16 protein-coding genes are annotated in these 26,783 nt (G+C 45.1%); 9 read left to right on the forward strand and 7 right to left on the reverse strand.

All coding sequences use genetic code 11. The features are described 5' to 3' along the window. Positions 1-452 precede the first annotated feature (452 nt). The 7 genes from ABL924_RS08115 (at position 453) to ABL924_RS08145 (ending at position 9,644) form a co-directional block, all read left to right on the forward strand. Positions 453-1,400, forward strand: coding sequence for a response regulator (locus ABL924_RS08115; RefSeq protein WP_349026580.1), 948 nt, complete (start codon positions 453-455; stop codon positions 1,398-1,400). Positions 1,401-1,469: 69 nt separating this feature from the next. Further along, complete coding sequence (locus tag ABL924_RS08120; RefSeq protein WP_349026581.1) at positions 1,470-1,832, forward strand: response regulator; 363 nt, start codon at positions 1,470-1,472, stop codon at positions 1,830-1,832. Between the two features lie 40 nt (positions 1,833-1,872). After that, positions 1,873-2,424: a chemotaxis protein CheW gene (locus tag ABL924_RS08125; protein WP_349026582.1), complete on the forward strand. Its 552-nt coding sequence runs from the start codon at positions 1,873-1,875 to the stop codon at positions 2,422-2,424. After that, entirely contained in the window at positions 2,421-6,092 is a 3,672-nt protein-coding gene (locus tag ABL924_RS08130; protein WP_349026583.1) for a response regulator, read from the forward strand. The genes ABL924_RS08125 and ABL924_RS08130 overlap by 4 nt, the downstream gene beginning before the upstream one ends. Positions 6,093-6,233: 141 nt before the next feature. Then, complete coding sequence (locus tag ABL924_RS08135) at positions 6,234-8,453, forward strand: methyl-accepting chemotaxis protein (protein WP_349026584.1); 2,220 nt, start codon at positions 6,234-6,236, stop codon at positions 8,451-8,453. Positions 8,454-8,691: 238 nt separating this feature from the next. Beyond that, positions 8,692-8,910, forward strand: a complete 219-nt coding sequence (locus tag ABL924_RS08140) for a hypothetical protein (protein ID WP_349026585.1) — start codon at positions 8,692-8,694, stop codon at positions 8,908-8,910. Positions 8,911-8,912: 2 nt separating this feature from the next. Next, the gene (locus tag ABL924_RS08145; protein WP_349026586.1) at positions 8,913-9,644 is read left to right on the forward strand and encodes an MHYT domain-containing protein; all 732 of its coding nucleotides are present in this window, start codon (positions 8,913-8,915) and stop codon (positions 9,642-9,644) included. Between the two features lie 381 nt (positions 9,645-10,025). Here ABL924_RS08145 and ABL924_RS08150 read toward each other — a convergent pair whose 3' ends face one another. The 7 genes from ABL924_RS08150 to ABL924_RS08180 form a co-directional block, all read right to left on the reverse strand. Beyond that, positions 10,026-13,967: a DUF1631 family protein gene (locus tag ABL924_RS08150; RefSeq protein WP_349026587.1), complete on the reverse strand. Its 3,942-nt coding sequence runs from the start codon at positions 13,965-13,967 to the stop codon at positions 10,026-10,028. Between the two features lie 159 nt (positions 13,968-14,126). Beyond that, the gene (locus ABL924_RS08155; RefSeq protein ID WP_349026588.1) at positions 14,127-15,158 is read right to left on the reverse strand and encodes an agmatine deiminase family protein; all 1,032 of its coding nucleotides are present in this window, start codon (positions 15,156-15,158) and stop codon (positions 14,127-14,129) included. Beyond that, the gene (gene recN / locus ABL924_RS08160; protein ID WP_349026589.1) at positions 15,155-16,834 is read right to left on the reverse strand and encodes a DNA repair protein RecN; all 1,680 of its coding nucleotides are present in this window, start codon (positions 16,832-16,834) and stop codon (positions 15,155-15,157) included. Before recN ends, ABL924_RS08155 begins: the two co-directional genes overlap by 4 nt. Continuing rightward, entirely contained in the window at positions 16,818-17,720 is a 903-nt protein-coding gene (locus ABL924_RS08165) for an NAD(+) kinase (RefSeq protein WP_349026590.1), read from the reverse strand. The genes recN and ABL924_RS08165 overlap by 17 nt, the downstream gene beginning before the upstream one ends. A 387-nt stretch (positions 17,721-18,107) precedes the next feature. Next, entirely contained in the window at positions 18,108-20,117 is a 2,010-nt protein-coding gene (locus ABL924_RS08170) for a CHASE2 domain-containing protein (RefSeq protein ID WP_349026591.1), read from the reverse strand. A 43-nt stretch (positions 20,118-20,160) separates the two neighbouring features. Further along, complete coding sequence (locus ABL924_RS08175) at positions 20,161-20,760, reverse strand: OmpA family protein (RefSeq protein WP_349026592.1); 600 nt, start codon at positions 20,758-20,760, stop codon at positions 20,161-20,163. A gap of 23 nt (positions 20,761-20,783) precedes the next feature. After that, positions 20,784-21,257 (reverse strand): hypothetical protein, encoded by a 474-nt coding sequence (locus ABL924_RS08180; RefSeq protein WP_349026593.1) that lies wholly within the window; start codon positions 21,255-21,257, stop codon positions 20,784-20,786. A gap of 305 nt (positions 21,258-21,562) precedes the next feature. On the opposite strand from ABL924_RS08180, the gene ABL924_RS08185 reads away from it, so the two are divergent. Together ABL924_RS08185 and ABL924_RS08190 are read left to right on the forward strand one after the other, a co-directional pair. Further along, positions 21,563-25,285, forward strand: a complete 3,723-nt coding sequence (locus ABL924_RS08185; RefSeq protein WP_349026594.1) for a pyridine nucleotide-disulfide oxidoreductase — start codon at positions 21,563-21,565, stop codon at positions 25,283-25,285. Between the two features lie 727 nt (positions 25,286-26,012). Then, positions 26,013-26,720: a hypothetical protein gene (locus ABL924_RS08190; protein WP_349026595.1), complete on the forward strand. Its 708-nt coding sequence runs from the start codon at positions 26,013-26,015 to the stop codon at positions 26,718-26,720. Positions 26,721-26,783: the final 63 nt, after the last annotated feature.

Genomic DNA, 26,783 nt, shown 5'->3' on the forward strand with positions numbered 1-26,783 from the left:
TAATCCCCTCTCCCTCTGGGAGAGGGCTAGGGTGAGGGAAATGACCACTTGATTTTAAAGCCCTCATCCCAACCTTCTCCCAAAAGGAGAAGGAGCTTTTTGAATTTTTAGAGGTTACCATAAGCTAGCGTTTTCAACGACAACCTATCTGGGTTGCTATCTATCTAAGTAATCTAGACTTTCCCATGTGAGTTATTTGGTTTCGCAAAAATTAGTGTTGCGCGACCTTGGTCGCTCTTTTCTTCGTTGATTTTTGCTAGCCATATGACCCTTCCCCAGGTGGCTGATTCATTGACAAACTGGGGTTATCAACTAACCTTAAATTCGGAGCATACATCGTTTACCTAGTCAAGGACATCATTGCGCTTACAGGTGCGTAGCTGCAAGCTTCCAATTATGTTAAAGGGTTTTTTTAGAGTTCGTTAAAAGTCGCATGAAATGGTAACCGTATTATGGAACAAAATAACATCCAGCCCGAAAGAAAGTATGCAGAAGATTTGCGACCATTGCGGGTGGCACTCTTAGGATTTGAGGCTGTGGATGAGGCATGTTTCATCCGATTTTTTCAAGTTGAGCGGTCTCATCAGCGCAAATACATTGCTGCCAAGTCCTCTGAAAAAGCAAGCAGCGATATTCTTCTGGTTAATTACGATAATCCAGCAGCACTAGGAGAAAGAGACGTGCTTGCGGACGCGCAACCTCATGCTCAAGTGGTAGCGGCAAGCCGTGGACCTTTGATTGAACCGCCGACTTACCATATTCGTGGAATGTTGTTTGCCGCAAGGGTATTAACAACGCTTGATAAAGTTCCTGTAGCCACATGTACTGAATTGGCTGTAGTTGAACCTAAGCTGCAACAGGCTGCACATCCTGAACAACAACTTGTCGGAGTTTCTAGGCCACAAGTTGCAGAGACGCGTTTGCCACAAGTTAATACAATCGTTGCGGATGCAGATAAGCCGATACCCGTTGTAACAATACCAACAGTGGCTACCCACGACAAAGCAGGCTACCGTGCATTGGTGGTGGATGATAGCGTTGCTATTCAAAAATCATTAGAACTTAATCTTGTCACCCTACCACAAATGGGCGTGATTGACTTTGCCGATAGCGGTGAAAGTGCATTAGAGAAAGCTGACGCCGTGCAATACGATCTCATTTTTCTGGACGTTATGATGCCGGGCATTGATGGTTACGAAACTTGCATACGTTTGCGGAAAAAACCAGAGTACAAAAAAACTCCCATCATCATGGTGTCAGGTAAAACCTCGCCATTAGATGAAGTTAAAGGGGTCATGGCCGGCTGTACAACTTACCTGACAAAACCGGTGCAACAGGAAGCGTTCCAAAAACTCAGTATCAGGGTGCTGTCTTGGTTGGAAAAGAAAAAGACGGCTTAATGATCCTTGTTTTCCTATTTAAAAGTCTATATTTGACAATTGTTTAACTCAACTAACTAAGGTAATTTCATGGCCATACAAAAAATTTTAATCTGCGATGATTCTCAAACCGATTTAATGAATCTAAAAAATGCCTTGCAAGCCACCAATTGTGTGCTGATTACTGCGAGCAACGGAGAAGAGGCTATTAAAAAAGCCAAATCGGAAAAACCTGACGTAATCTTTTTGGATATTGTGATGCCTGGAATGGATGGTTATGCCGCTTGCCGTAGCTTGCGTGATGACCCAGAAACCAAGCATATTCCGGTTATTTTTGTCAGCAGTAAACATCAGAAAGCTGACCGCGTCTGGGCTCAAATGCAGGGCGCGAAGGATCTAATTTCTAAACCTTATGAGTCAAAAGAAATCACTGACAAACTCGGTGCGCTTTAATTCCGCGTTGTCTTTAACAGTTAATACCGGGTAGCGAGCAATGCAAGAAAATAAATTTAAAGAGATAGAACTTGCCAGTGCTGACGTTCCTGCTGCGCAGCATTCAGAAGCTGCTGTAAGAGACGAACCCGAAGCGAAAGTAGACCCTGTTTTCGGCATTCATATCGGGAGTCTGGGGTTTTTAGTGTCTACCGCTAAATATTGTGAAGTGCTGGATAAAATACAAGTCAATCCACTGCCTAATATCCATCCCTGGGTAAGTGGAATACTCAATTTGCGTGGAAATCTAGTGCCAGTTTTCGATCTACGCATGCTGCTGGAAGAAGGGGCAGGCGATAATAAAAAGCGTCGTTTATTTGCCGTTGATCGCGACGATAAAGCACTAGCCTTATGGATAGACAGTTTTCCAGAGATTAAGGACCGAGCTACTTTGCAGGCTCTTAAAGAATTACCCTCATTACCGCAACTTTTGCAGCGATTTATTATCGGTGCCTATGAACACCAAGGGCAAATTTGGCTTGATGTTAAATTTGAAGACCTGTTCAAAACCTTAGGACGTCATCAGTACGAAACCGAAGAGATGGCAATATGAAAAACATTTTTCAGATTACACCGAGAAACGGTGTCGATGATTTTGTTGCCGTCATTGAAGAGCTGGCCGATCAATCCGCGCAAGCAGGCTACTATGGTCTCCAAGATGCAAATCTAGTGCTGGCTGAAGCTATACGGGAATTGCAGTTAGACGAAGGATTTCAATCGGATGCCGATTTATCGGCCTTGGTTGCCGCTTGGGGGCAATTGATTGAAAAATTCAGCGACGCGCCTGACCAAACTGCTAAAGCTATGATCAGCTATCTTCGTCATCCATGTCTAAAAATTCCTATGGCGGACGATGAGTTCAATATGCTTGAACAACAGCTTTTTAGTGACGCAAATGCTGCGGTTGATGCTAATGAATCTCTAGGCGAGCTTGAAACAAACGCCGCCGATAAAGCGTCAGACTTATCTGAACAGTGCCTGATAAATGAACAAATCATCATCATTGAACAGCTTGCCGATCAAACTGCATATGAAGGCTTATACGGGTTACAGGATGCAAATCTGCTATTAGCCGAGGCCCTACGCGAAATGGTTAATGAAGGCCCAGCAAATGTTGATGCTGATTTTATAAAAGCGCTTTCCGGATGGGCGGGACTGATAGGGAGTTATCGTGAAGAGCCTAAGAGAGGGGCTGAGGCAATCATTAATCTCCTTCGTCATCCTGTGCTAAAAATATCGATGGGAGATGATGAATTTGCAATGCTGCGAGAGCAGCTTGCAACAGAAGTTTCCGTAAATGAATTCGCTCAGGAAGTTTCGGGTAGTGATGATCCCGCTGAGTTGGAGACTTTTGCCGTTCATCATGGCAATCCCAAAGACGGTGAGCATACTGGTTCGGTATCCCGTGTTGCACAAGAGCTTGTGGATTTATTGCTGCTGGAGGCTGAGCAAGTTCGTTTTTACCTACAAGGTATAAGTATCGGCGATAACGAGTCGATGTTGAATGGATTGCAAGATGCCGGGGAAGAATTAGAGCGTTTTGCCAATATGGCTAAAACCGTAGGATTTGAAGGGTTGGCGCAAGTTAGTACCCATATTATCTTGAATATTCAACGTTTTATTGAAGATATAGATGATTTTACCAGTGAACGCTATGATCTTCTATTGGAATGGATAAGTCAGGTTCAAGAATATTTACCCTCATTCCATGAAAGCAACGCCGGGCAATTGATTGTAGCGGGATTAACTGATGAACAATGGGCTTTGTCCATGTCATTCGAAGAACTGGCGGCTATTTTGCTGCAAATTCGCACTGAAAGCACAGAGGTAGGCAATCAAACCGAAACTGCTCGTGTGGAAACTGCTACTGATGAAGACATTTCTCTTGCCTTGCCAGATGATGTCAATCACGAACTGCTGGATCTTCTATTGCAAGAACTGCCAGTGCATACACGGCAATTTTCTGAAGCTGTGCAACGGATGCAATCGGGGGGTAGCGAGCAGGATGTAGAAGTGGCACAAAGAGCCGCACATACACTGAAAGGTTCGGCGAACACCGTCGGCATCAAAGGTATTGCCGTATTGACTCACCATCTGGAAGATATTCTGATCGCTTGCGCCAGCGAGCAAAAACTCCCTGGGCGTGGCTTAGCTAATTCGCTTATTAATGCGTCTGATTGTTTGGAAAGCATGAGCGAGGCACTTTTGAGTTCTGGTTCTTCGCCTCATGATGCAAAAGCGGTGTTACAGGAGATTCTCGATTGGGCGAACCGGATTGATAAAGAAGGAATCCCAGATTCGGAAGTAGACGAAAACTTAGCTGAAACTCAAATAAGCTCAGGAAATACAACTGAGGCAGTTGAGAAATTAGCTCCAGAACAATCGCAAGCTACTTTTGTTCGGGTTGCTGCCGAGCAGGTCGAGACCCTATTCAGAATTTCCGGCGAGAGCATTATCCTTAACAGTCAGGCGCATGAAAGCATTCGTCGGATGAAAAAACAGATGCAAACCATGCAAATTCAGTTCGCCCTGTTGCAGCAGTTAGGTGCGGAACTGGAACAGTTGATTGATCTTAAAGATTTGACGGGGCGTTCTTTCGGTGCGGTCGGCACAGGCTTCGATGCACTGGAAATGGATCAGTACAACGAATTGCATACTGCTAGCCGACGTATGGCCGAGGCTGCAATTGATGCTAAGGAAATCAGTCAGGATGTTGGAAAAGAGCTGGATAAAATGTATGAAGTGTTAGATGACCAGCAACGTTTAGTCATTAATGTGCAGGAAGTGGTCATGCAAACCCGTTTGGTGTCTATCGCCACGATTGCTCCACGTCTGCAAAGAAGCTTAAGGCAGACCTGCCGCATGACCGAAAAACAAAGCGAGCTGGTGTTGGTTGGTGAAAATATCCTGATCGACGGCGATACTCTCAACGCGATGGTTGATCCATTGATGCATATCTTGCGTAATGCCGTCGATCACGGTATCGAAAGTACGGATGAACGTTTGGCTCAGGGAAAATTAAGTAGCGGACGGATTAGTTTCGAGTTCGACCGTGAAGGCAATAACATTCTGGTGCGCTGCCGCGACGATGGTCGTGGCTTGGATTATGGCGCTATTCGTGCCGCCGCTGAAAAGCGTGGACTGCTTAAACCGGATGAAGACATGTCCGAAGAAGAGTTAAGGCGTTTCATTTTAAGGCCCAATTTTTCTTCACGCACTGTTTCGACGCAGACCTCAGGGCGTGGCGTGGGTTTGGATGCCGTACGTGCACAAATCGTTAACATGGGCGGGACGCTTACATTGGATTCCGTGCAAGGGCAGGGCATGACTATTGAGCTACGAGTTCCCTTGCCGCTCAGTATGACTTACGCATTGTTAACCCACGTAGGTCGTTACCGGGTAGCAATTGCCAACAAAGGTATCGCTCAGATTGTCTATTCTGCAGCGGGCGAAGTCGTTATAGAAGGTGACAAAGAATTCCTCTTGTTGGACGGTGTTACTTACCCTGCGACAAGATTAATGGATCTATTGCACGTTCCCGATCACCGTAAAAGCCAGCGCACATATGGTGCAATTTTGCTGGTTCAGAACGATGATAAAACGACGGCTGTTTTGATTGATGCCATTAACGACAGTATGGATGTTGTGATAAAAAGCATGGGGCATTATATCGGTAAGATTCCAGGTTACATTGGCGCCACCATATTAGGTGATGGCACAGTAACGCCCGTGTTGGATATTCCAGAACTGCTTAGAGTGCCGATTCGTGCGGTAAAGGGTGTTTATGCCGAGCCGATAGATATGGACGAACCCGATTCTATGCTGCCGACGGCCTTGGTGGTGGATGATTCCCTGAGTCAGCGCCGCGCCCTCGAACAGCTTTTGAGCGATGCCGGTTACCGTGTGCGTACCGCACGCGACGGTATAGAGGCGGCGGAAATCCTCGTGCAATTCCAGCCTGATGTTATTCTCACTGACTTAGAAATGCCACGCATGAACGGTATTGAGTTGGCGGCGCACATTCGTACCCAAGAAAAAATCAGATCATTACCGGTGATTATGATTACTTCCAGAACCACACAAAAACACCGTCAAATGGCTGAGGAAGCCGGTGTCAATGCGTATTTCAGCAAACCCGTGCGTGACGAAGATCTGCTAGTAAAGATGCAAATCTTGATGGAACTGGCGGCAGAAAAAAAAGGAAAGCGCTTGATTGGTTAGCCACAGGGCCCACGCGTGTATAAGGGGCGCTGTGTGTGCGTACTATAAAGCTCAAGCATTATTTCCAGCCCGATGCCGAAGCGATAAAGAATTTTTTACAATCATTGCCCCAAAGCTTATTGACCAAAGGAAACGACAACCATGAAACAATTTATTGACAACCTATTTAGCGGACTTCTGCTATGGCAGAAGTTCCTTATATTAGGTATTATCGCCATCATTCTGGCATTGATCCCGTTCGGTTTTTATGTTGCTGACTCGCAAAAGCTCATCGCGGTAGCTCAACACGAACTCGAAGGTATCAAGCCGTCGAGCGTGATGCAAAAAATAGTGCAATTGACCCAGCAACACCGTGACTTGTCATCACTTATTTTAGCGGGAGGGACCGCCAACAGAGCGGAACTCGAAGCGAAGGAAAAGGAAATCGCCGATACTATTGCAACTATGGATACCGTGATTAAAGGCAAAATCAGCAATAAGGTGCTTGCAAAAGACTGGCTTGCGGCCAAGCAGCACTGGCAAGCCCTGCTGGAGCCGGTTGAAAATGCCAACATTCCCGTACAGCAAAACTTTAAAATGCACACTGATTTAATTGATGAATTCTTTGTTATAACAGAAGAAATTGCCGATATTTCTGAGCTTTCGTTGGATCCTGAAGCAGACTCTTATTTCATGATGCGATCAACTTTATTTGCAACGCCTAAATTGGCTGAGGCACTAGGTAAAGTGCGTGCATTGGGCGCGGTAATGTTGGCGCAAAAACAAGCCAACGCCACTGATTTAGCAGCAATTAATTCATATGTGTCATTAGCAAAAGAAAATAAGCAGGAAGCCTTAGCGCAAGTGCAAAAATCTTTGAATATCAACCCCAACACTAAGACTAAATTGCAATCTTTAGCTACAAACACTTTTAACCTAGTTGATAATGTTATTAAGTTAACGGAAGATGAAGTTTTAAATAAACAATCGGTTAGCTATGATTCAAAAGCGTATTTCGATGCTTATTCGGCTAGTATCAACAGTATTTTCGATCTAAATGTGCAGTCTTTGGCTCAGTTACAACAAATGATTGAAGATAGAAAAAACCAGTTGACTACTCAGCTACTTTTGGTTGCTGCTGGTATTTTATTACTATTCCTCTTCGGTATAGCTGTCGTTTACTTAATTGCGCAGAGTATTACCCGTCCGGTGGATCATTTGCTTGACGTTATGCAGAAGTTGGCGGCTGGTGACAACACGGTGCGTTCTAATATTCAGACCTTCGATGAGGTCGGTTTTTTGGGTCGCCAGTTCGACAGCATGGTGAATCAGCGTGAAATGGTCAATTCCAAAATACAGCAGGAAAACGAGGTACTCAACAACTCGATTATTGAGCTATTGCAAGGGGTTGCGAAACTTGCGCAAAAAGATTTGACGGTGAAAGTACCGGTGGCTGAAGACGTTACCGGTTCAGTATCGGACGCTTTGAATTTACTCTCCGATGAAACTGCCAAAGTTTTGAACAGGGTAGTGCAGATCGCCGGAGACGTATCCAAGGTATCGCAACAAGTAAAATTACAGTCCGATAACGTAATTAGTATCGCTGCAGAAGAAAAACGCGAGGTGGAACAGTCCGCCGTTGAACTCAGTGCGGCATCTGACGTGATGCTGGATATCGCTAAATTAGCGTTGTCTTGCAATCAAGCAGCGGCGAAAGCCATCCAAAACACTGATAAAGCACAACAGACCGTATTGGGGACAGTGCAAGGTATCACGGCTATTCGCGATACCATCCGTGAAACTGAAAAACGGATTAAGCGTCTTGGTGAAAGATCGCAAGAAATCGGTAACGTGGTAACCATTATCAACAGCATCGCTGAACGTACCCATATTCTTGCCTTGAACGCTTCGATGCACGCGGCCTCAGCCGGTGAAGCAGGTAGGGGTTTTGCGGTTGTTGCGAACGAAGTACAAAAGCTTGCAGAAAACGCTCGCGAGGCGACTCAGCAGATTTCTGGATTGGTTAATAATATCCAGGTTGAAACAGCCGATACTGTGACAACCATGAACGACGCTATCAGTCAGGTGGTGCAGGGAACGACACTCGCTCAACAGGCCGGTAATGAAATGCGCGAAACCCGCGACACCACTGCCGATCTGGTGCAATTGGTGCAACGCATCGCCGACAACTCCAAAACACAGGCGGAAACTTCTCAAAAGTTGCGGGAACGTGCGCTGCAAATCCAAAAAACTAACGAGCAAACTTTCCAGCAGTTACAGGAACAAGGCGTTCAAACCGAACGGTTGGTGGGTTATTCCGGTGATCTGGTGGCATCTGTCGGCGTATTTACCCTGCCAAAAATAAGGGAAGTTAATGCTTAAGAGAACCTCTAAAAATCCTCGCTACGCTCTCCCTCTGGGCATAAGTATCTACCCCTTCTCCCTTGAGGGAGAAGGTCGGGATGAGGGGGATATAAACAGTTGATCTTATTCTCCTCACCCCAACCCTCTCCAGCAGGAGAGGGGGGCTTGATGATTTGGCAACCCATTGTTTTTGTTATATTGAAAAGTTGTGTAGATACTTATGCCCTCTGGGAGAGGGCTAGGGTGAGGGTTGTAAATGCTTGATTTTAAATCCCTCATCCCTACCTTCGCCCACAGGGAGAAGGGGCTTTTTGAATTATTAGAGATTCCATTAAGTAGCAAGTGGGTCAAATTAGGCGTATTGGAATCTGGATTAGTCATAATCTTGTCAATGTCGGATTTCAACGGTACATCTGGCCTTTGGAATGCAAGCAAGTCATTTAATTTTTATTTACATATATTTTTAGGAGCATAAAGATGGAAAATTATAGTATTTCTCTGGTTGTGATTTCCTACGTCATGTCAGTGATAGGATCTTTAATGGCTTTAACAGTGACGCGAGCCGCACTTAATAGAGCATCTGATAGTCGTGGAGGACTGCTCTTTTTAGCGGCGCTATGCTTAGGTGGCGTGGGTATTTGGTCAATGCACTTCATCGGTATGTTGGCATTCAATATGAATGAGATGATAATGAACTTCAATTGGGGGCTTACCGCGCTCTCTTTTGTTGTCGGTGTCGGCGTGGTTTATATTGGTTTACTGGTGATGGGTATAGGTGAACTTAAGTTGTTCAAGTTAATTCTGGCAGGCGTTTTTGTGGGTTGTGGTGTTGCGGGTATGCATTACACTGGCATGTTAGCCATGGAGATGCAGGCTGATGTTCAATGGAATTGGACAATTATTGCAATCTCGATTGGCATTGCAGTCGCCGCTGCCATTGTCGCGCTGTGGTTGGCTATTAACGTAAAGCAGATGTGGCAGATAATAGTTAGTGCTCTGGTTATGGGTGTTGCAGTTTGCGGTATGCATTATACTGGTATGGCTGCCGCAAATTTTGCGCCCAACGCCGCTCTGCCGTTTGTTGAACCCATGATTACGTCCACTTCCTTTTTTACAGCCACTATTGCTACGCTAGATATCGTGATTGTGATAATTGCGATGGTAGTGACAATGCAAGAAGGGAACAAACGCAGATTTACTACTGTTTAGCAGGCGCAAGGTAGGTATTTGCACAAATGCCTACTTTAGCGGGCGCGGGGTCAAACCCAATGCCGTTAAGTTAAGGTAGCCTCTAAGAATTCAAAAAGCCCCTTCTCCCTTTGGGAGAAGGTTGGGATGAGGGGGGAATATAAACAGTTGATTTTATTCTCCTCACCCCAACCCTCTCCAGCAGGAGAGGGAGTCCGTTGCTTTTCCAACTCGTTGTTTTTATTGCGTCGAAAAGTTGTGTAGATACTTATGCCCAGAGGGGGAGGGGATTTTTAGAGTCCCCTTAAGTGATTCAGTCCTTTCTCTCTTGCTGGAGAGGGAGTTTTTTCCTAATTTAACGACATTGGGTTTGAACCCCATCCCAATCTCGCTGGCTTTCCGTTACTTGAAGAAATCAGCAAAGGGGTCGTCAGGATCAAAGTTAGGGTCAAGGTTAATCGGACTAGTAGGTTCAGGTTCAGGCTGTGTCACCAATAAGCCTGCAAGTTCAGTCAGGCGCATCGGTTTATGGATGCCATAACCTTGGGCATAATCTACGCCAATCTCCTTCAAAATGGCGTGGATGGTCATATTTTCAACATATTCTGCAATGGTTTGTAGGTCAAGTGAGTGGGCGATTTCATTCATGGAGTTGACCATAACGACATCAGTTGGACTGTTGGCGATGTCTTTAATGAAAGAACCGTCAATTTTTAGGTAATCAACATCCAGGCTTTTCAAATACGAGTACGAAGAATAGCCCGTACCAAAATCATCTAAAGAAAATTTACAACCAAATTGCTTAATTTCCTTAATGAATCGTTTAGTGAAAACTAGGCTGCCTGCGGCCACGGTTTCCGTAACTTCGAAAGTAATTTTTTCTCCAGGCACGTCCTGCACAGACAACCGATCTTTGAGGAAGGTCAGGAAATCTTCGGAATTGAGGGACTGACCTGATAAGTTGATTGCGAAACCACCGATTTTTTCAAAGCTTTCCCTGTTTTGCACAATCCATGTGAATACATGCTCAACGATCCAGCGGTCAATTTCGGGCATACGCTGGCAACGTTCAACGGCAGGAATGAATTTATCGGGGACGATAATATTGCCGACCTCATCTATTACACCGAGCAGGATTTCATAATGGGAATGGTTGTTTCTTTCCGTATTTATGGGGGCAATCATCTGGCAACGGGCAAATAGACGATTTTCGGAAAATATCCGGTCAATGCGGCCAGCCCATTCATGAATGTCGGTTTGCGTCTTTAGGGTTTCATCGTTTTCTTGATAAACACGGATTCGGTTATGACCCGAACGTTTTGCAGAAATATTGACAGAATCGGCTTTTTGCAGAAGTTCCTCTGCATTGTATGCTCCTTCGATAACAGGGACTAAACCGATGGTGACACTGATTGTGTAGCTTTTATCATCCCAAACAAAGTTTGCCTTGTTGATCAGGTTACGAATAATTTTGGCGGTTTCGTAGCCTTCATCGGAAGAATAGTTCTTTAACAGAATACCGAAGGTTTTGTCGCCAAGTCGGGATATTATCGCCTTTTTTCCAAGCTCATTACTCATTAATTGCGCCACCTGTGATAGTAGCTGGTCGCCGCCAACTAAGCCACACACATTGGTAATAACCCGAAAATCTTCTATTTCCAGGTAACAGAGGACATGTGATGCGTTTTTAAAATCGTTTAATTGCTCTTTGAGCAGATTGATGAAGCGTTTACGGTTAGGCAAATTGGTGACCGGATCGTGGGATACACTATGTATGAGCTTTTCTTGCATTTGCTGCAACATAGAGGTGGTGGCACGATCCATTAACGGTTCGTCGAGGTTTTCAATTTTATTGACAGCACCGCTTTGCAAGAGGTCGGCCAGTTCGCTACGGGTGAATTCTTGCTTTTTATAACCGTCTCGATTGACAAACACGTAGATGGAGGGAGATGCACCAATCCACGCCAGTTTTAGCGGCTCAAAAGCTTCTTTTTCGAGAGAAAAGGTAAACCAATCCCCCCTTTCAAATTGGCTTACCTGAAGAAGCCAACTATCTGCTATGAATTCATTAGTTGTTTCTGTTTCTGTGGCTTTGCGTTCAACCAGAATGTAGTCAACGGATTTTCTAATCCGAGGATTACCCATACCCAATAACGTAGTTCTTAATTCTTCTATGACTTTGCTATGCAAAAAAGGGTTGGTACAAACAGCCCCTAACTTACTATTAATAAATTCCAATTCCATCTCAACCATGCCAATTTGTTCATCGGTAAGTTGTTCCAAGCCAGAATACCATGTCACGAGCTTATCAAGCACTTCTAGGTATTTCAGTGGCTCCGTGGTGTCATCATTATTCAATTCTGTGATAACGAGAAGATGCTGCCAACCGGAGTCAAGCAATAACGGGATAACACTGGGTATAGATTTGCCCGCTAACCGGTTATCTATTTCATGCTGAATTTTCTGCCTTGCCTGTTCAAGCTTTTGTTTGCCTTCGTAGATTTCGATAACTCGGCGGATATTCAGCTCTTTGGACTTGGCAATAGGCACAGAAATTTCTTTCAGTTCTTCATTAGCTTTTGCAAAGACATTTGGATTGTCAATTGATCCCTCCGCAATTCTGGACATCAGTTGATCCAGTATTTGCTTGATCTTGGTGTTTTTTATAACCCTGTTTTCATTGACAGCACTGTCTAACGAGGACAATTGATTTAAAAGGTTGCGAGCAGGGTGGCTTTCGGAATCTAAAAAATTAGCATCCTGCAAGGTTAATGACATCAGGGGTAACTTGATGGTTTCTAGATACGATTTAATGTTGGGTGTAAGCGCTACTTCATTTAAAAGTGCCTGGAAAAGCTGATCATAGACATCCAGCTTGGTTTTATCTGTTGGTGAAAACTCTTTAGAACCAAAGTATTCGGATGAAGATAAGGCTTCTTCAAGCTGTTCTTGAAGTAGGGTAGAGGCATTTTGGGGCAGTTGTTGTACGGATTTGCTTACTTGAAGTTTTGCGAGAGCTGCTAAAAGTTCATCAGGCGAATACTCGACACCGCTATATTGGTTGGTCGTTTCAATCCCTGTGTTTCGTAATGCGGCTGTGTTCGTTTGCCCTGCGGATAGGCTTTGGTTGATAAGGTTAAACAGTTTGCTTGCTGTTTGGGTAACGGGCTGGTTGTAGCTTGGACGAGAAAGCGGAGAAGCTGGAGTCGAAAGGCTATATGACTCAGGGTAGAAATAAGCATCGTTGTCAAATGTTGGCAACTGATGGCCTTGCGTTGAGGCACCGGGGAAAGTGCTTGTGTCCTTTTTAGAGCTCGTTGGGTAGTTCTTTTTCCAGACGATATCCTGGGCAATCTCGTTAGGTGCGCCATGCTCAACCAGAAGCGCATCAAAGGTTTTGTACAAAGAGGATAAATGCTCGGTTAAGGTGATCTGGAAAGCTTTATAGAGCGTTTTCCTTGCGGCATTACTTTCTTCTGTACCCGCGATTTCTTTACGAAAACTATCACACAATTTCTCTGGGCCAATGGGGTTTTTGATGAGATAGCGGGGGAAACAGGTAATATAGCTTAACTTGAGATCCAGTTGATAAAGCTGGGTTTTGTACTGGGCATTAATCTTCCTTGTCAGAGAAGAAAAATCTAACCAATCCTCGAAAACATTCTTTTCAACCAGAGACAGGTTGGTCCCAAATGCATTTCCCTCATTTTCCTCGTCTTGATCGCTAGTAAAATCAATGTCAGCGGTAACTGCATGGCAAAAACCGTTAATGAGCGAGTCTTTATTCAATCTCAAAACCGATATTAAATTGGATTGTGCCGCTACATCTTTGAAGTTTTGAGCAAATTCAGGGGATTTATCAAGTTGGTCTTCGGCGACATTAAAAAATTTACGAATAAGTACGGGTAGATTTTTATCCAGCATTTCCTTGAAGGCTTGCTTGAATCGTTCCTGGTTTGGTGACGGTAGAAAAACCCCAGGGTCTTTGGAGTATGCTGCAATAGAACCCGCATTAGCGGTTTTCATTAAGGCATCGTACATTGAGTCTGAGATGTTATCGAAAGCGACACCAACACCATCTTCACCAACTCGAGCGATTTGCGCGTCGATTTGAAAATATTCTTTGCCAGAGTCGGTGACTGCGGAAAAATAAATCTTGGCATTTTTGTCTTTCTGCAATGCCATTGTAGTAGGCTGGGTAAGTTGCAAAAACAGCCCTTGTTCACAAAAATCTAGGATTGCACATTCCGTTGAGGTATTTTCCCCAATGGTTAGCACCGCCTCAACTTTTGTATCGTGACGGTTATAACGACGTTTTTCTGAAGGTTTATCTGAAGTTGCCATGAGGTCTGGCTATAGCCACTACACATTTGATAAATTGCATACGTTAATTATGCCTTAAGTTTAGAAGGAAAAGTGAATGTTTGTAGGTTTTTACGTGTCCAAAACCAAAATTTTTGTTCAGAGTAAATTCAGAATGCCCCAAAAAATAAAAATTGCAAGTCATGAGCCGTTTCTGAAAAATACTTGCTCAGGAAACTGCATGGTCATGCAATGCAGGCTACCGTATTGATAAACTAACGGACGGCATGGGGTTGGGATAATTTTATGGTCAGGGAAGCAGGCTGCTAGACGTTCCATGGCAATAGCATCCATGGGGTCATCATAAGAAGGAACCATAATGGCATTGTTGATAATAAGAAAATTAGCGTAATTAGCTGGTAAACGCTGGCCTTCTTCGTCAAAAATGGGTTTTGGCATCGGCAGGGCAACTAATTCATAAGGATTTTTGTCTCGTGTACGAAACGCTTGTAGTTGGGCTTCCATGCGTTTTAAGCTATGGTAATGGTGATCATTGCTGTCATCACAGCTGGTGTAAGCGATGGTCGTTGCCGAGCAGAACCGCGCCAGTGTGTCGATATGGGCATCGGTATCATCACCAGCCAAGTTATCTTGATCCACCCACAACACACGCTTTGCGCCTAAATGCAGTAACAATTGCTGTTCAATTTCAGGCTGAGACAGGTCTTTGTTTCTATTGGGATTTAGTAGGCATTGTCGGGTGGTCATGACAGTATCAATACCGTCACTTTCTACACTGCCGCCTTCCAAAATAAAATCAACATCCTGATGGCTGACACCCTTGAATGGGTTATGCGTCAATAACTTATGGTCAAGTGCATTGTCCTCATGATGTGGATATTTGTTGCCCCAGCCATTAAAACGAAAGTTGAGCAGTTGCGGTAGCCCATCATTTTCCACGGTGAGAAACACGGTATCCCGTACCCAAGTATCGTTTACGGTGGCTTGAATGTAGTCAATATTGTGGTCGCTATGCAGCAGGGCTTTGATGTGTAACTGATGACTGTCATCGTGGCAAACGATAATCAGTTTTTGCTGTTGAGTAATTGTTTTGGCGATAAAGCTATAGGTTTCTTCAATCGATTCAAGACGATTATTGAAGTCACCTGATTTATGTGGCCAAGCGATTAATATTGCGGATTGTTTTTCCCATTCGGCTGGAAAGCGGATCATTGGTTTTTGTTTCCTGTAGTTAACATTTCTCTGGCATGAGCGCGGGTGTTTTCGGTGATGGTCACGCCGCCTAACATTCTTGCGATTTCTTCGACACGTTCTTCGTTTTCAAGCAACCTGACCGTAGACGAAGTGATGTCAGTTTGATTGTTTTTTTCCACGTAAAGATGGTGATGCGCTTGTGCTGCGACTTGCGGTAAATGGGTCACGCACAGCACTTGCCGTCCAAGTCCCAGGCTACGCAATTTTTGTCCGACGATTTCAGCGATGCCGCCGCCGATGCCGGAGTCAACTTCATCAAAAATCATGGTCGGAGTGGTGTTGTCGTTGGAGGTGGTGACTTGAATTGCTAAGCTGATGCGGGACAACTCGCCGCCAGAAGCCACTTTAGCCAAAGGTTTGGGCGGTAAGCCTGGATTGGCACAGACCAGAAATTCAATTTTATCTTTGCCGTTCAGTTTAGGGGCAATGTCCGCCAATGCGGAGCAATCAACTAGGAATTCGCCTTGCGGCATACCTAATTCTTTAACCATTGCCGATATTTGTTGCTGGAGTTTTGTACCTTGTTGGCGACGCATTAATGAGAGTTCAGAAGCAAGCTTTTGGTATTGCTTGAGTAATTCCTCGGTCTGTAAGCTAAGTGCAGCTATGCGTTCACCGCTATGGGTTACGCTATGCAGTTCACGTTCGAGATTTCCCGCCAGTTCAGGTAATTCTTCTGGATTGACGTGATGTTTACGGCTGAGTTTTTGGATTATGCCGATCTGATTTTCCAGAATCGCCATGCGTCCTGGATCGGCTTCCTGAGTTTTGATAAACCGCCGCAATTGCAGCGCGGCTTCTTCCGTTTGGATTTGCGCTTCTGAAAGCATGGCACTGATATTGTTCAGTTCCGGCACATATCGGGCAATCTGGGTGATTTCACTGACACTTTGGTTAAGCATCTGGTTGACCGAAAGTTGGTCGTTCTCATACAGGCTGTCAACTTGCCGCTGCCCGATGGCGAGTATATTTTCAAGGTTAGCCAGTTTGTCGTGTTCTTCCGATAGAACCGTGTAATTGTAATTTTGCAAATCAAGGTGCTGCAATTCTTCAATTTGGTAACGCAAGAATTCTTCCCGTTGCGACTGGTCGGTGTTGGCTTTCTTCAGGTTTTCCAGTTCTTTATTAACTTTATGCCATTGTCGATAACAATCGTTTACCTTATCCAATAAAGGTTGGTTTTTTGCAAAAGCATCCAGTAAACGGCGTTGCTCGTCATTGTTAAGCAACGTTAGGTGTGCGTGTTGACCATGGATTTGTACCAGCTTTTCGCTTAGCTCTTGCAAGATTTGCAAGGTAACCGGTCGATTATTTATAGTGGCTTTTGAACGGCCATCGTCTGATACCACCCGCCGGATAAGGCAGTGTTCCTCGTCATCCAGGTCATGGTCTTTTAGCCACTGTTGAGCCTGGGGAATATCCGTTAAATCAAATTCAAGATTGATTTCGGCGCGTTTGCAATCGGCGCGCACATAGCCAGAATCTGCCCTGTCGCCTAAGGCCAAACCTAATGCGGTCAGTAATATAGACTTGCCAGCGCCCGTTTCGCCAGTTAGTGCTGACATGCCTTTAGCAAGGTCTAAGTCTAGCGATTTGACGACAGCAAGGTCAATAATGTTAAGGTTGACTAACATCTAGCTCTTTGGGATAACCACCGCTCCAGTTCAATTTTGTCCGAAGAATCTGGAAAAAATCATGACCTTCAGGATGCAAGATACGGACAGGTTTATGATATTTCTTGATAATTATTTTATCACTAATCAAAACATCGGGGATTTCAATATGGTCGCAAGTGACTAAGGCATTGATTTGTTTGGTCTGGCAAAAACTAATCTCGATCTCAGCAGAATCATCAATCACGATAGGGCGGTTAGATAAGGTGTGTGGGTTAAGTGGCACCAGCACCAAGGCATTTAATGAAGGATGTAAGATTGGGCCGCCAGCCGATAAGGAATAGGCGGTTGAACCGGTCGGTGTTGATATGATGAGACCATCAGAACGCTGGGAATTCAAAAAAACGTTGTTAATCTTGGTGACGATCTCGATCATGCTCGGTGTAACCCAACGGTGGATAGCCACTTCATTTACCGCCGTTTCTTCATTAATGACCTGATTGTCCCGAATGACTTTTGCTTGCAAAAGGCTACGTTTTTCCTCGACGAAATGCCCCTGCAACATACGATGTAATTTATCAGGTAACTCGCTAGGCGAAATATCTACCAAAAAGCCTAGTCGTCCGAGATTAATGCCAATGATAGGTACATCATAATCGACAGTTACCCGAACAGCCGACAGAAACGTACCGTCACCGCCGACAGCGATTACAAGGTCGCACCGCTGACCCAGTTGCTCAATCGTACAGAAATCTACCGATTTATCGTCAATGTATTCGGCACTTTCAGCACTTACGATTACGTTGTAATGTTGTTTTAAATAATCGTAAAGCACAGCCAACGTAGTAGCAATACCAGGGTCGCTGGGCTTGCCTAAAATGCCTATGGTTTTAAAAGATGTGTGCATGGTTTGATAATAACCGGAAAGTTGCCCGATTATACAAAAAAATGATCAAGGTATTCGCTTTCATTTGTATGGTGGTAGCTTTGTAGGGGCAGGCCTTACGCCTGCCCTGATACCATAGGTATCTACACAACTTTTCGGCGTAATAAAAACAACGAGTTGAAAAAGCAACGGACTCCCTCTCCTGCTGGATGCCTACATGGACGTAGGTATTAGGGCAACGCAGGAGCAGTTGCCGAGAGGGTTGGGGTGAGGAGAATAAAATCAACTATTTACATCCCCCTCATCCCAGCCTTCTCCCTCGAGGGAGAAGGGGCAGATACTTGTGTAGATACCTATGACCCTGATACCGGACAACCACACTGTCTGGGCAACCACAAGGGATTGCCCCTACATATTATCCTCATTAGCCAACAAGGTTTTCTTTTGGTCTTCATTGTCTAAAAAACGCAGGGCTATGTCCCGAAATTGCGCATGGATGGTTTCAAAAGCGTCGACTATCAGCGGATCGAAGTGTTTGCCTTTGCCTTCTCTGATTAGTGAAACGGCTTTGTTATGGGAGAAAGCAGGCTTGTATACCCGCTTGCTGATTAAGGCATCATAAACATCGGCTAGCGCCATTAAACGGGCGGGAAGGGGAATGGCATCACCTGCTAAACCCTTTGGATAACCACTGCCATCCCATTTTTCCTGGTGGTATAAACAAATTTGATGGGCAATGTCCATAAAAGGATTCCAGCCGATTTGAGATGTAACCGATTGAATAATATCTGCACCAATTTGTGGATGGGACTGCATGATTTCAAACTCAACCTCGGTGAGACGGTCATTCTTTAGCAGGATATGGTCGCGGATGCCGATCTTGCCAATGTCGTGGAGGGGCGCAGCCTTAAATAATAATTCAATAACTTCGTTTGTCAGCAGCGTCTTGTATTTAGGCTGTTTTTGCAGGTGTTGCGCCAAGACTTTGATATACTCTTGGGTGCGTTTGATATGTGCGCCAGTTTCTGGGTCACGGTATTCGGACATGGAGCAGAAACTGCCAATAATACCTTCCTGAGTACGGGCAACTAGCAAAGCCATTTTTTTTGCTCGAAGAAATTCTCGTGTGTATTTCATCACGGCCAGTGTTAAAAAGACCAGCAACGTCATGATAATTGGCAGGGCAGGCGAAATGACTGTTCCTGTACTTACTAAAAGGAGTTGTGATAAGACGATTAGCGTAAGAATTATTAGAAAGGGGATGGTGACAATCGCTGTCGGGCCAGTGCCTGATAAACCCATGAACAATACTAGTCCCAGTGCCGTAGCGACCGCTAGTTCGAGCGACAAAGCATTGTCAGGTCGATGCAGGAAATCTTGTCGCAATAAGTTATCAACGATGGCGGCATGGAACTCGACGCCCAAGAATTGCGGTGCGTAAGGCGTAGGCCTAAACTCGTGTAATCCTGCCGCTGAAAAACCGACAAAAACAATTTTGCCTTTTAAGTGGTCTGCGGCCACTTTCCCAGAAAGTAGATCGTAGGCTGAAATTCTTTCAAAGCTTTGCCCATCTGTTGGGAATTTAATCAGTAGATTACCCGCTTTATCCAGAGGAACAGACATTTTTCCTAGTTGCAAAGTAAGGCCTTTTTCGCTTGAAGCAATTAAAAAGTGATCGAGTGCCTGTGCGGTTAAAAAGGTTTGCAGGGCAAGGCTAGGGTAAAGGCGGCTTTTGTATTCAATCACTAATGGCGTTTTGCGGTATATGCCGTCGCTATCAGGTGCAGAATTGATGAATCCGCTAGTATTTGCTCCTGCCTGGATCGACGGCACATTACACGTAATACTGACTGCATGGTGCAACGCACTTGTTTCTGCGTTGCTTGAAAACAATGCGGCACTGGCCGACTTGGGTTGACAAGCATTGCTATCAGTGCCGTCAAAAGTAAAAAAATAACTGAGTACAAAAGATCCCGTTTTTAATGTCTGCCCAAGAATCGTGTCATAGTCTCTAAGTGATTCTTTTATTGCCGTTAAGGGAAATTGCTGATTAAAGTCGCGTTCCACAACGTGTTGAATTTCCAGCGGTGATGTTCTGTCACGCTCAACAAACAGGGCATCTATTCCAACCGCAGCCGCGCCCGAATGTTGTATGACTTCCAGTAATCGCGCCACTTGATAGCGCGGCCAAGGCCATTGGCCGAATGCTGCAAGACTTTTTTCGTCTACTTCAACGATGATGGGCAATGGCGATAGTCTGGTTTTAGGCAACAGGCCGATTTGAATATCAGTAGCGGCATTATTCAGCCGCTCGACCACGGGGGCAAATTTCATGCCGAACGCCAATAGTAAAAGTGTTAGTGCAGTACCTGCAATGAGGGTTTGTATCCGCTCTTTTGAAGTCGAGCGTATGTGCATGGGCTTTCTTGCAGGTCAGGAGGTAATTGGTGCGATGTGTTTATTATCGGATTTCTATTTCCACACGTCGGTTACGTGACTCCGCAACATTGTCGGCGGTGGGAATAGCTGGGTCGTTTTCGCCATAATAACGAATATCCATACATTCTTTAGCAATGCCAATGTCTATTAGAGACTTTGCCACCATTCCAGCGCGTTTCATGGAAATACCTCGGTTCATTTCATTATCTCCAACACGGTCAGCGTGGCCAATGACGCTTAGGTCACAGGATTTACGTGCTTGGATTGCTGTCTTAGCTCTAGCGAGTTCCGCATTGGCATCAGCGAGCAAATCAGCACTCCCCGTTTCAAAATAAAAACGATAATGTTCTGGCGATGCCGGCTCCTTAGCTAAGGTGTCGGCAAACATGTCATGAATTTTACTATCGCTTAACAAGATAGGTGCGCCAGGTGCCTGCTTTGCTTTCGATGCTTGGGCACTTTCGTTAGCTTTAGACAGCTTCGTTGTTCCGTTTTCAGTCGTAAGCTCCACTTGTCCGACTTTACCGCCAGCATCGGGAACCAAAACAACGGTTGTGCCTGACGAACAACATGCTGTCAACAAGCCACTGATTAATAATGCAAGTAATGTCCTAGTGATCATAATAATAGGCTCCACGAATCGAGTTAATCCACTTTAATCAAGATTTTTGTTCCGCGCAAACCCAGCGTTGCGGTTGGGGTTTTAAATTGCACAGAACCTGGGGAAATCCTGCCAATGGCACCTGACGCAAACGCAACCGAGCCTTTTATTACCCGTGATAGGAAGGAAACTTTTGCCTCAGCGGGGTTAAAAAGAAAGTTTTCAACAATTAATTTGCCGCTAGGCCCTAGAGTTAGCACAGCACCGTCATTAAAGATAATACCGACAGCTCCGCTGGAGTCGGTAACAATTGTGTCGCCCTTGAAAATTTCCGCACCAACTCCCAGAGCGGTTTCAGCCCCCTGTCGAATAACCGAAGCTTTGGGTTCATAGGTTTTCACTAAACCTATTCGCTCATCGGCCATCGACGGCAGAGAAAATATCAACAGAACCCCTAATAAAACAAAATGTACTGCACTCTTGTGCAGCACAAGATAAGTCTTGTTTCCTAGAAGCATAAAACCCCCATAAAATTGCCGATTGATGAATCTTAGCGTGGTCAGTATAAACCAAAATTTAAGCTAACGTTAAGGTTTGATTGATGAGGCGGCGTTTCGTTATTTCATCCGTATCGTCTAATCAATAGGTAGTTTAGGATATATCCATCTGATATTGTTTGATTTGCTTGTAAAACGATGGCAAAGAGCACCATTTTTACTTACAATGCCCTGTTTAATCGAACTTTTCACCCGATCTCAAGAGATCGTAATAATATTGTTCGACACGGAAATTAACTGTGTTGAACATTACGAATTTAGGAATTATGGAACAAAACGACCTTGCGCTTGGAATCTCTGGTTTTAATTATGCTGATCTTTATGACTCAGGCCGCCTCAAAGACTTGCTGGATGTGTTCGATGCGTCCGTAAAAAAACATGACGCTGACTTATTCGATAGATACGCTGATTATAGGCAACATCAAGGTGAAGGCTTAGCACCAGAGATATTATCCGGTCTATTGGTTAGCATGGGGCCTTATGTTGGTCAGTTTGTCGCGACTTTATTTAACGTGACCAAGCAACATCAAGCACAAGCTGAAAAAATCAAGGACGAGTTTGCGAGCATTTTTGCCTATAAGAATGAAGTCGTTGCTAAGCTGAACCTGGCTTTTAAGGATCAGGATGTCAGTTTGTGGGATAAGGTTGCAATCGATAAACGTTTTGATTTGTTGGTTGCGGCGGGATTTCCCGAAGCCAACAAAGATAATGATCCCGAACATCGCGTGGCACAAGTCGGCGCTGTTATTGGCTTGTTATCGACGCATTACAAGTTAATCGCAAAGGGTAAAGAGAGCGATTATCAAAATGCCGAGGCTGTTGTAACAAACTTGCGTAATAAGTTAGCAATACATTCGCAGGCTGCGCCTGAGTTTAAGGATGTCATAGCACAAGCAGAATCGGCTGATTTTGTATACGGTTTGATGGATTGTGTGCAGCGTTGGAGTGTTGTCGCGCAGCAAAATCCTGAAATTGGTGAGAAATGGCTCAGTTTTAAATTTCCGGAAAAACGCGATTTCAGTCATCTGGTCGAGCATGATGTCGTCGATAAAGGGGAATTCACGACCTGGATGGGCGAATTAAAACATCGCCGCCGCCGCGATGGTTTTAAGCTGACCGACCCGCGTTATAACGAGCGAGAGGTATTATCGGAAGTCGATCATTGTATTTATTGCCATGAGCGCGATACCGATTCTTGCTCCAAAGGCATGATTAATAAAAAAACCAATCTTTTTAAAATCGATCCTTTGGGTGTCACGACGACTGGCTGTCCGTTGGATGAAAAGATTTCCGAAATGCACTTGGTCAAGCGCAATGGCGACAATATCGGCGCGTTGGCGATCATCATCATCGACAACCCGATGTGTCCAGGTACTGGGCATCGTATCTGCAACGATTGTATGAAGGGCTGCATCTACCAAAAAACTGATCCGGTCAACATCCCGCAAATCGAAACCAATGTGCTGACGGATGTGTTATTCATGCCGTATGGCTTTGAGATTTACAGCTTGTTGACGCGTTGGAATCCTTTGAATGTCAAAAGACCATACATGTTGCCATATAACGGCAAGAATGCGCTGGTGGTGGGCTTGGGGCCTGCGGGTTACACCATGAGCCATTATTTGCTGAATGAAGGTTTTGGTGTTGCCGGAATAGATGCGCTAAAACTTGAGCCATTGCCCACCTACCTGACAGGTAGCAGTAACACACTGCCGCAGCCTATTGAAGATTTCAAAGAACTCTACGAACAACTCGACGAACGTATTTTGGCTGGTTTCGGTGGTGTAGCAGAGTACGGTATCACCGTGCGTTGGGACAAGAACTTCCTGAAAGTGATTTACCTTACCTTATTAAGACGGCAAGCCTTTCGTGCTTACGGCGGTGTACGCTTTGGCGGCACGATCACCATTGACGATGCTTGGGAGATGGGTTTCCACCATATTTGTCTCGCATCAGGAGCCGGTAAACCGACCATTATAGGCCTGAAAAACAACTTGATACGCGGCATTCGCAAAGCTTCTGATTTTTTAATGGCGTTGCAATTGACTGGGGCAGCCAAGGCTTCATCGTTGGCGAACTTGCAGGTGCGTTTACCTGCTGGCGTTATCGGTGGCGGTTTGACAGCGATTGATACCGCCACGGAATTGATGGCATATTATCCCGTTCAGGTCGAAAAAACGCTCACCCGTTACCAGGCATTAGTCAAGCTTTACGGTGAAGACACCGTTAGAGGTCGTTACGATAAGGAAGAGGCCATTATTCTGGATGAGTTTTTGGTGCATGGCAGGGCAATCAAAGCTGAACGCGAACGCGCCGAAGCAGCAGGAGAGCTGCCGAACTTTCAGCCTTTGGTAGAAAAGTGGGGTGGCGTAACCTTGTTCTACCGTAAAGGCATGAAAGATGCCCCAGCCTATAGACAAAACCATGAGGAAATTGCCGAAGCCTTGGAAGAAGGTATTGCACTCGCCGAAGGTATGAGTCCGCTAAGCGCATTGACCGATGAATATGGTCATTTGAATGCGGTCGAATTTGAAAAACTAGTATCAGAAGAAGGCCGCTGGAACAATTCGGGACAAACCGTAAAAGTCCCATTGCGCAGCCTTTATATCGCTGCCGGTACGTCACCGAATACGATCTATCAAAGCGAATATCCAGATACCTTTGTTATGGATAAATGGTTCTTCCAGCGTTATGAGCCGGAATATAAAGACGGCGACATGACATTAGTGCCAATGCACGATGAAGAAGCACCTAAACTGGGCAAGCCAGCTCCGCTGACTTCTTACCATAAAGACGGCAAATATATTAGCTTCTATGGTGATAATCATCCGGTTTATGCGGGTAATGTCGTCAAGGCGATGGCCAGTGCAAAAAACGGTTATCCGTATATTGTTAAACTGTTTGAAAAAGAACTGGCGAAGTTAAATCCGTCGCAGCAAGCAGAACGTAATGCTTCTTTGACCAAGCTGTTTGCTAAGCTTGATGAAGCTTTTACCGCAACCATCGTGGCAATAAATCGCTTAACACCGACTATTATTGAAGTCGTAGTTAAAGCCCCGATGGCTGCGGAGAAATTTTTTCCCGGTCAGTTTTACCGGGTGCAGAATTTTGAAGCCCACGCGCCCGTGATCGAAAACACGGTACTTACTTCGGAAGGTTTGGCATTGACAGGTGCAGATGTCGATAAGGAAAAAGGAACTATCTCATTGATTGCTCTAGAAATGGGTTCATCATCGCGCTTGTGCGCAAGTTGGAAGGTGGGCGATCCGCTAGTCATCATGGGCGTAACGGGTACACCTACCGACATTCCCACCGGACAAACCGTGCTGCTGATAGGCGGCGGCTTGGGCAACGCGGTATTGTTCTCCATCGGCAAAGCCTTGCGGACGGCGGGCAATAAGGTGATTTACTTTGCGGGTTATAAATTCGGTCAGGATCGTTTCAAAATTGAAGATGTGGAAGAGGCGGCGGATCTTGTGATTTGGTCTGTCGATAAAGGCGAAAATGTACAAGCCATCAACCCAAACCGTCCACAGGACAAGTCATTCGTTGGTAATATTTTGGAGTGTATGGTTGCTTACGCCAAAGGCGACTTGGGCGAGCAACCCATTTCCCTGGCGGATGTCGATCACCTTATCGTCATCGGTTCTGACCGCATGATGGCGGCGGTAAAAACGGCCCGTTATGATGTTTTGAAACCGTACCTCAAAAAAGCCCATCATGCGATTGGTTCAATCAATTCACCGATGCAATGCATGATGAAAGGCATTTGTGCCCAGTGTTTGTGCAAACATGTTGAACCTGAAACTGGCAAGGAATACTTCGTATACTCCTGCTACAACCAAGACCAGGATTTGGACAGGGTTGATTTTCCTCATCTTAATGCACGGCTGCGACAAAATACCGTGCAGGAAAAACTGTCTAATTTATGGTTGGATTATTTGTTGTCAGCCGAAGACGGTAAGGCTTCAAACCAAAGCGTAACATAAGATATACGTTAACACTTTCATTGAAAGCCAGGTCTGTTATAAGGCCTGGCTTTTTTTTGCCTAGAGTTCCAGGCATTGAGGGATGAAAACCGTTGATCCTCTCAGCCAGACGGGGCATGTTGCCCCGTCTGTAGGTTTCAGGTTGATTAAGCACAGCCACGTCATTTAAGTTTTGCGAAAACGTTAGGGAAGGGGTTGCAAACCCCGTCCCGCGTGAGTATCTACACAAGTATCTGCCCCTTCTCCCTTGAGGGAGAAGGTCGGGATGAGGGGATATAAACTTCAGCCAGACGGGGCATGTTGCCCCGTCTGTAGGTTTCACGTTGATTAAGCGCAGCCATGTCATTTAAGTTTTGCGAAAACGTTAGGGACGGGGTTTCAAACCCCGTCCCGCGTGGAGTTACACAATTGTAATGTATTACCTTAAATTAAAAAGTTAACTCTATGATAAATAAAGCTGTCTTTAGCTAAAAATCTTCTTGGTTATCTGGCTGTAGGTATTTGTACCTATTTATCGCCACGAAATGTAGAGATATGCTGGTTACAAGGGTTACTCAGACTCTCAGGTCTCGTCGAGAAAGTTACATCAATTTCAAGGCACGACCAAGGAAGAATTTGAACCATTATAGTTTTGTGAAAAGTAGTTTGATTCTGGCACGGATGTCCGGCAAACAGCGCAGCAATGCTATTAATGGATGTGTAAACATTAGAATGAGACTTAATAATTATGAAAAAAATACAATTTAAAGCGAATCGGTTAAGAGACGGCATTAGGCTGGCTCTCGCCTTACCGTTGCTAGGTGCGCTGGCTTTGACAGATGCGCAGGCAGCAAGCAATTTAACGGTAGTTGACCACGCGGGGACTGCCGTCCCTGGGTTTCGCTATCTGGTGGAAACCGATAGTTCACACCCCACAAAGCCTGGCGTTCGTGATGTCAATGCCTTGTCCTTGAGCTTTCATAACAGTGATGCACCGGTATTGGCGGAAGGCCAAAGTGCCGCCGATACTGCAACTATCGAAAGTGCCCAACTACAACCTAATCAGCGTGTATTTGTTTCGGTATTGCCTTATGAGGGTCATTCTATCGGTGGCGCTATGGTAACGCTGGATGCTAGCGGCAACGCCACCGTTGAAGTGACTACCGAAAACAACCCCATTCCGACAGCACAAATGTCGGTTTATGTCTTTCATGACAAATTCCCAATCAACAACGCACCTGATGGCGCTAACGAACGGGGTAGCGCAGCCAGTTGTGCCAATGACGGCTTCTGTCCACAAGATTTCACGGTGCAAATCATGGATGGCGGTGGCGGTTATGGTGTCGCAGGCCCTGGGCCTGTCAGTACCGATGCATTTGGCAATCCCTTGGGCACCACTTATACCGGCAGCATCAATATTGGAGAGTGTTTACATAAAGATACATTTTGGCTATAGTAACTTCCTTAATCCAAAGGAGGCGCGGCTATGGCAATCTGTAAACATTGTGGTGTTGAAGAA

The organism is Methyloglobulus sp. (assembly GCF_040079455.1).
Taxonomy (GTDB): Bacteria; Pseudomonadota; Gammaproteobacteria; order Methylococcales; family Methylomonadaceae; genus Methyloglobulus.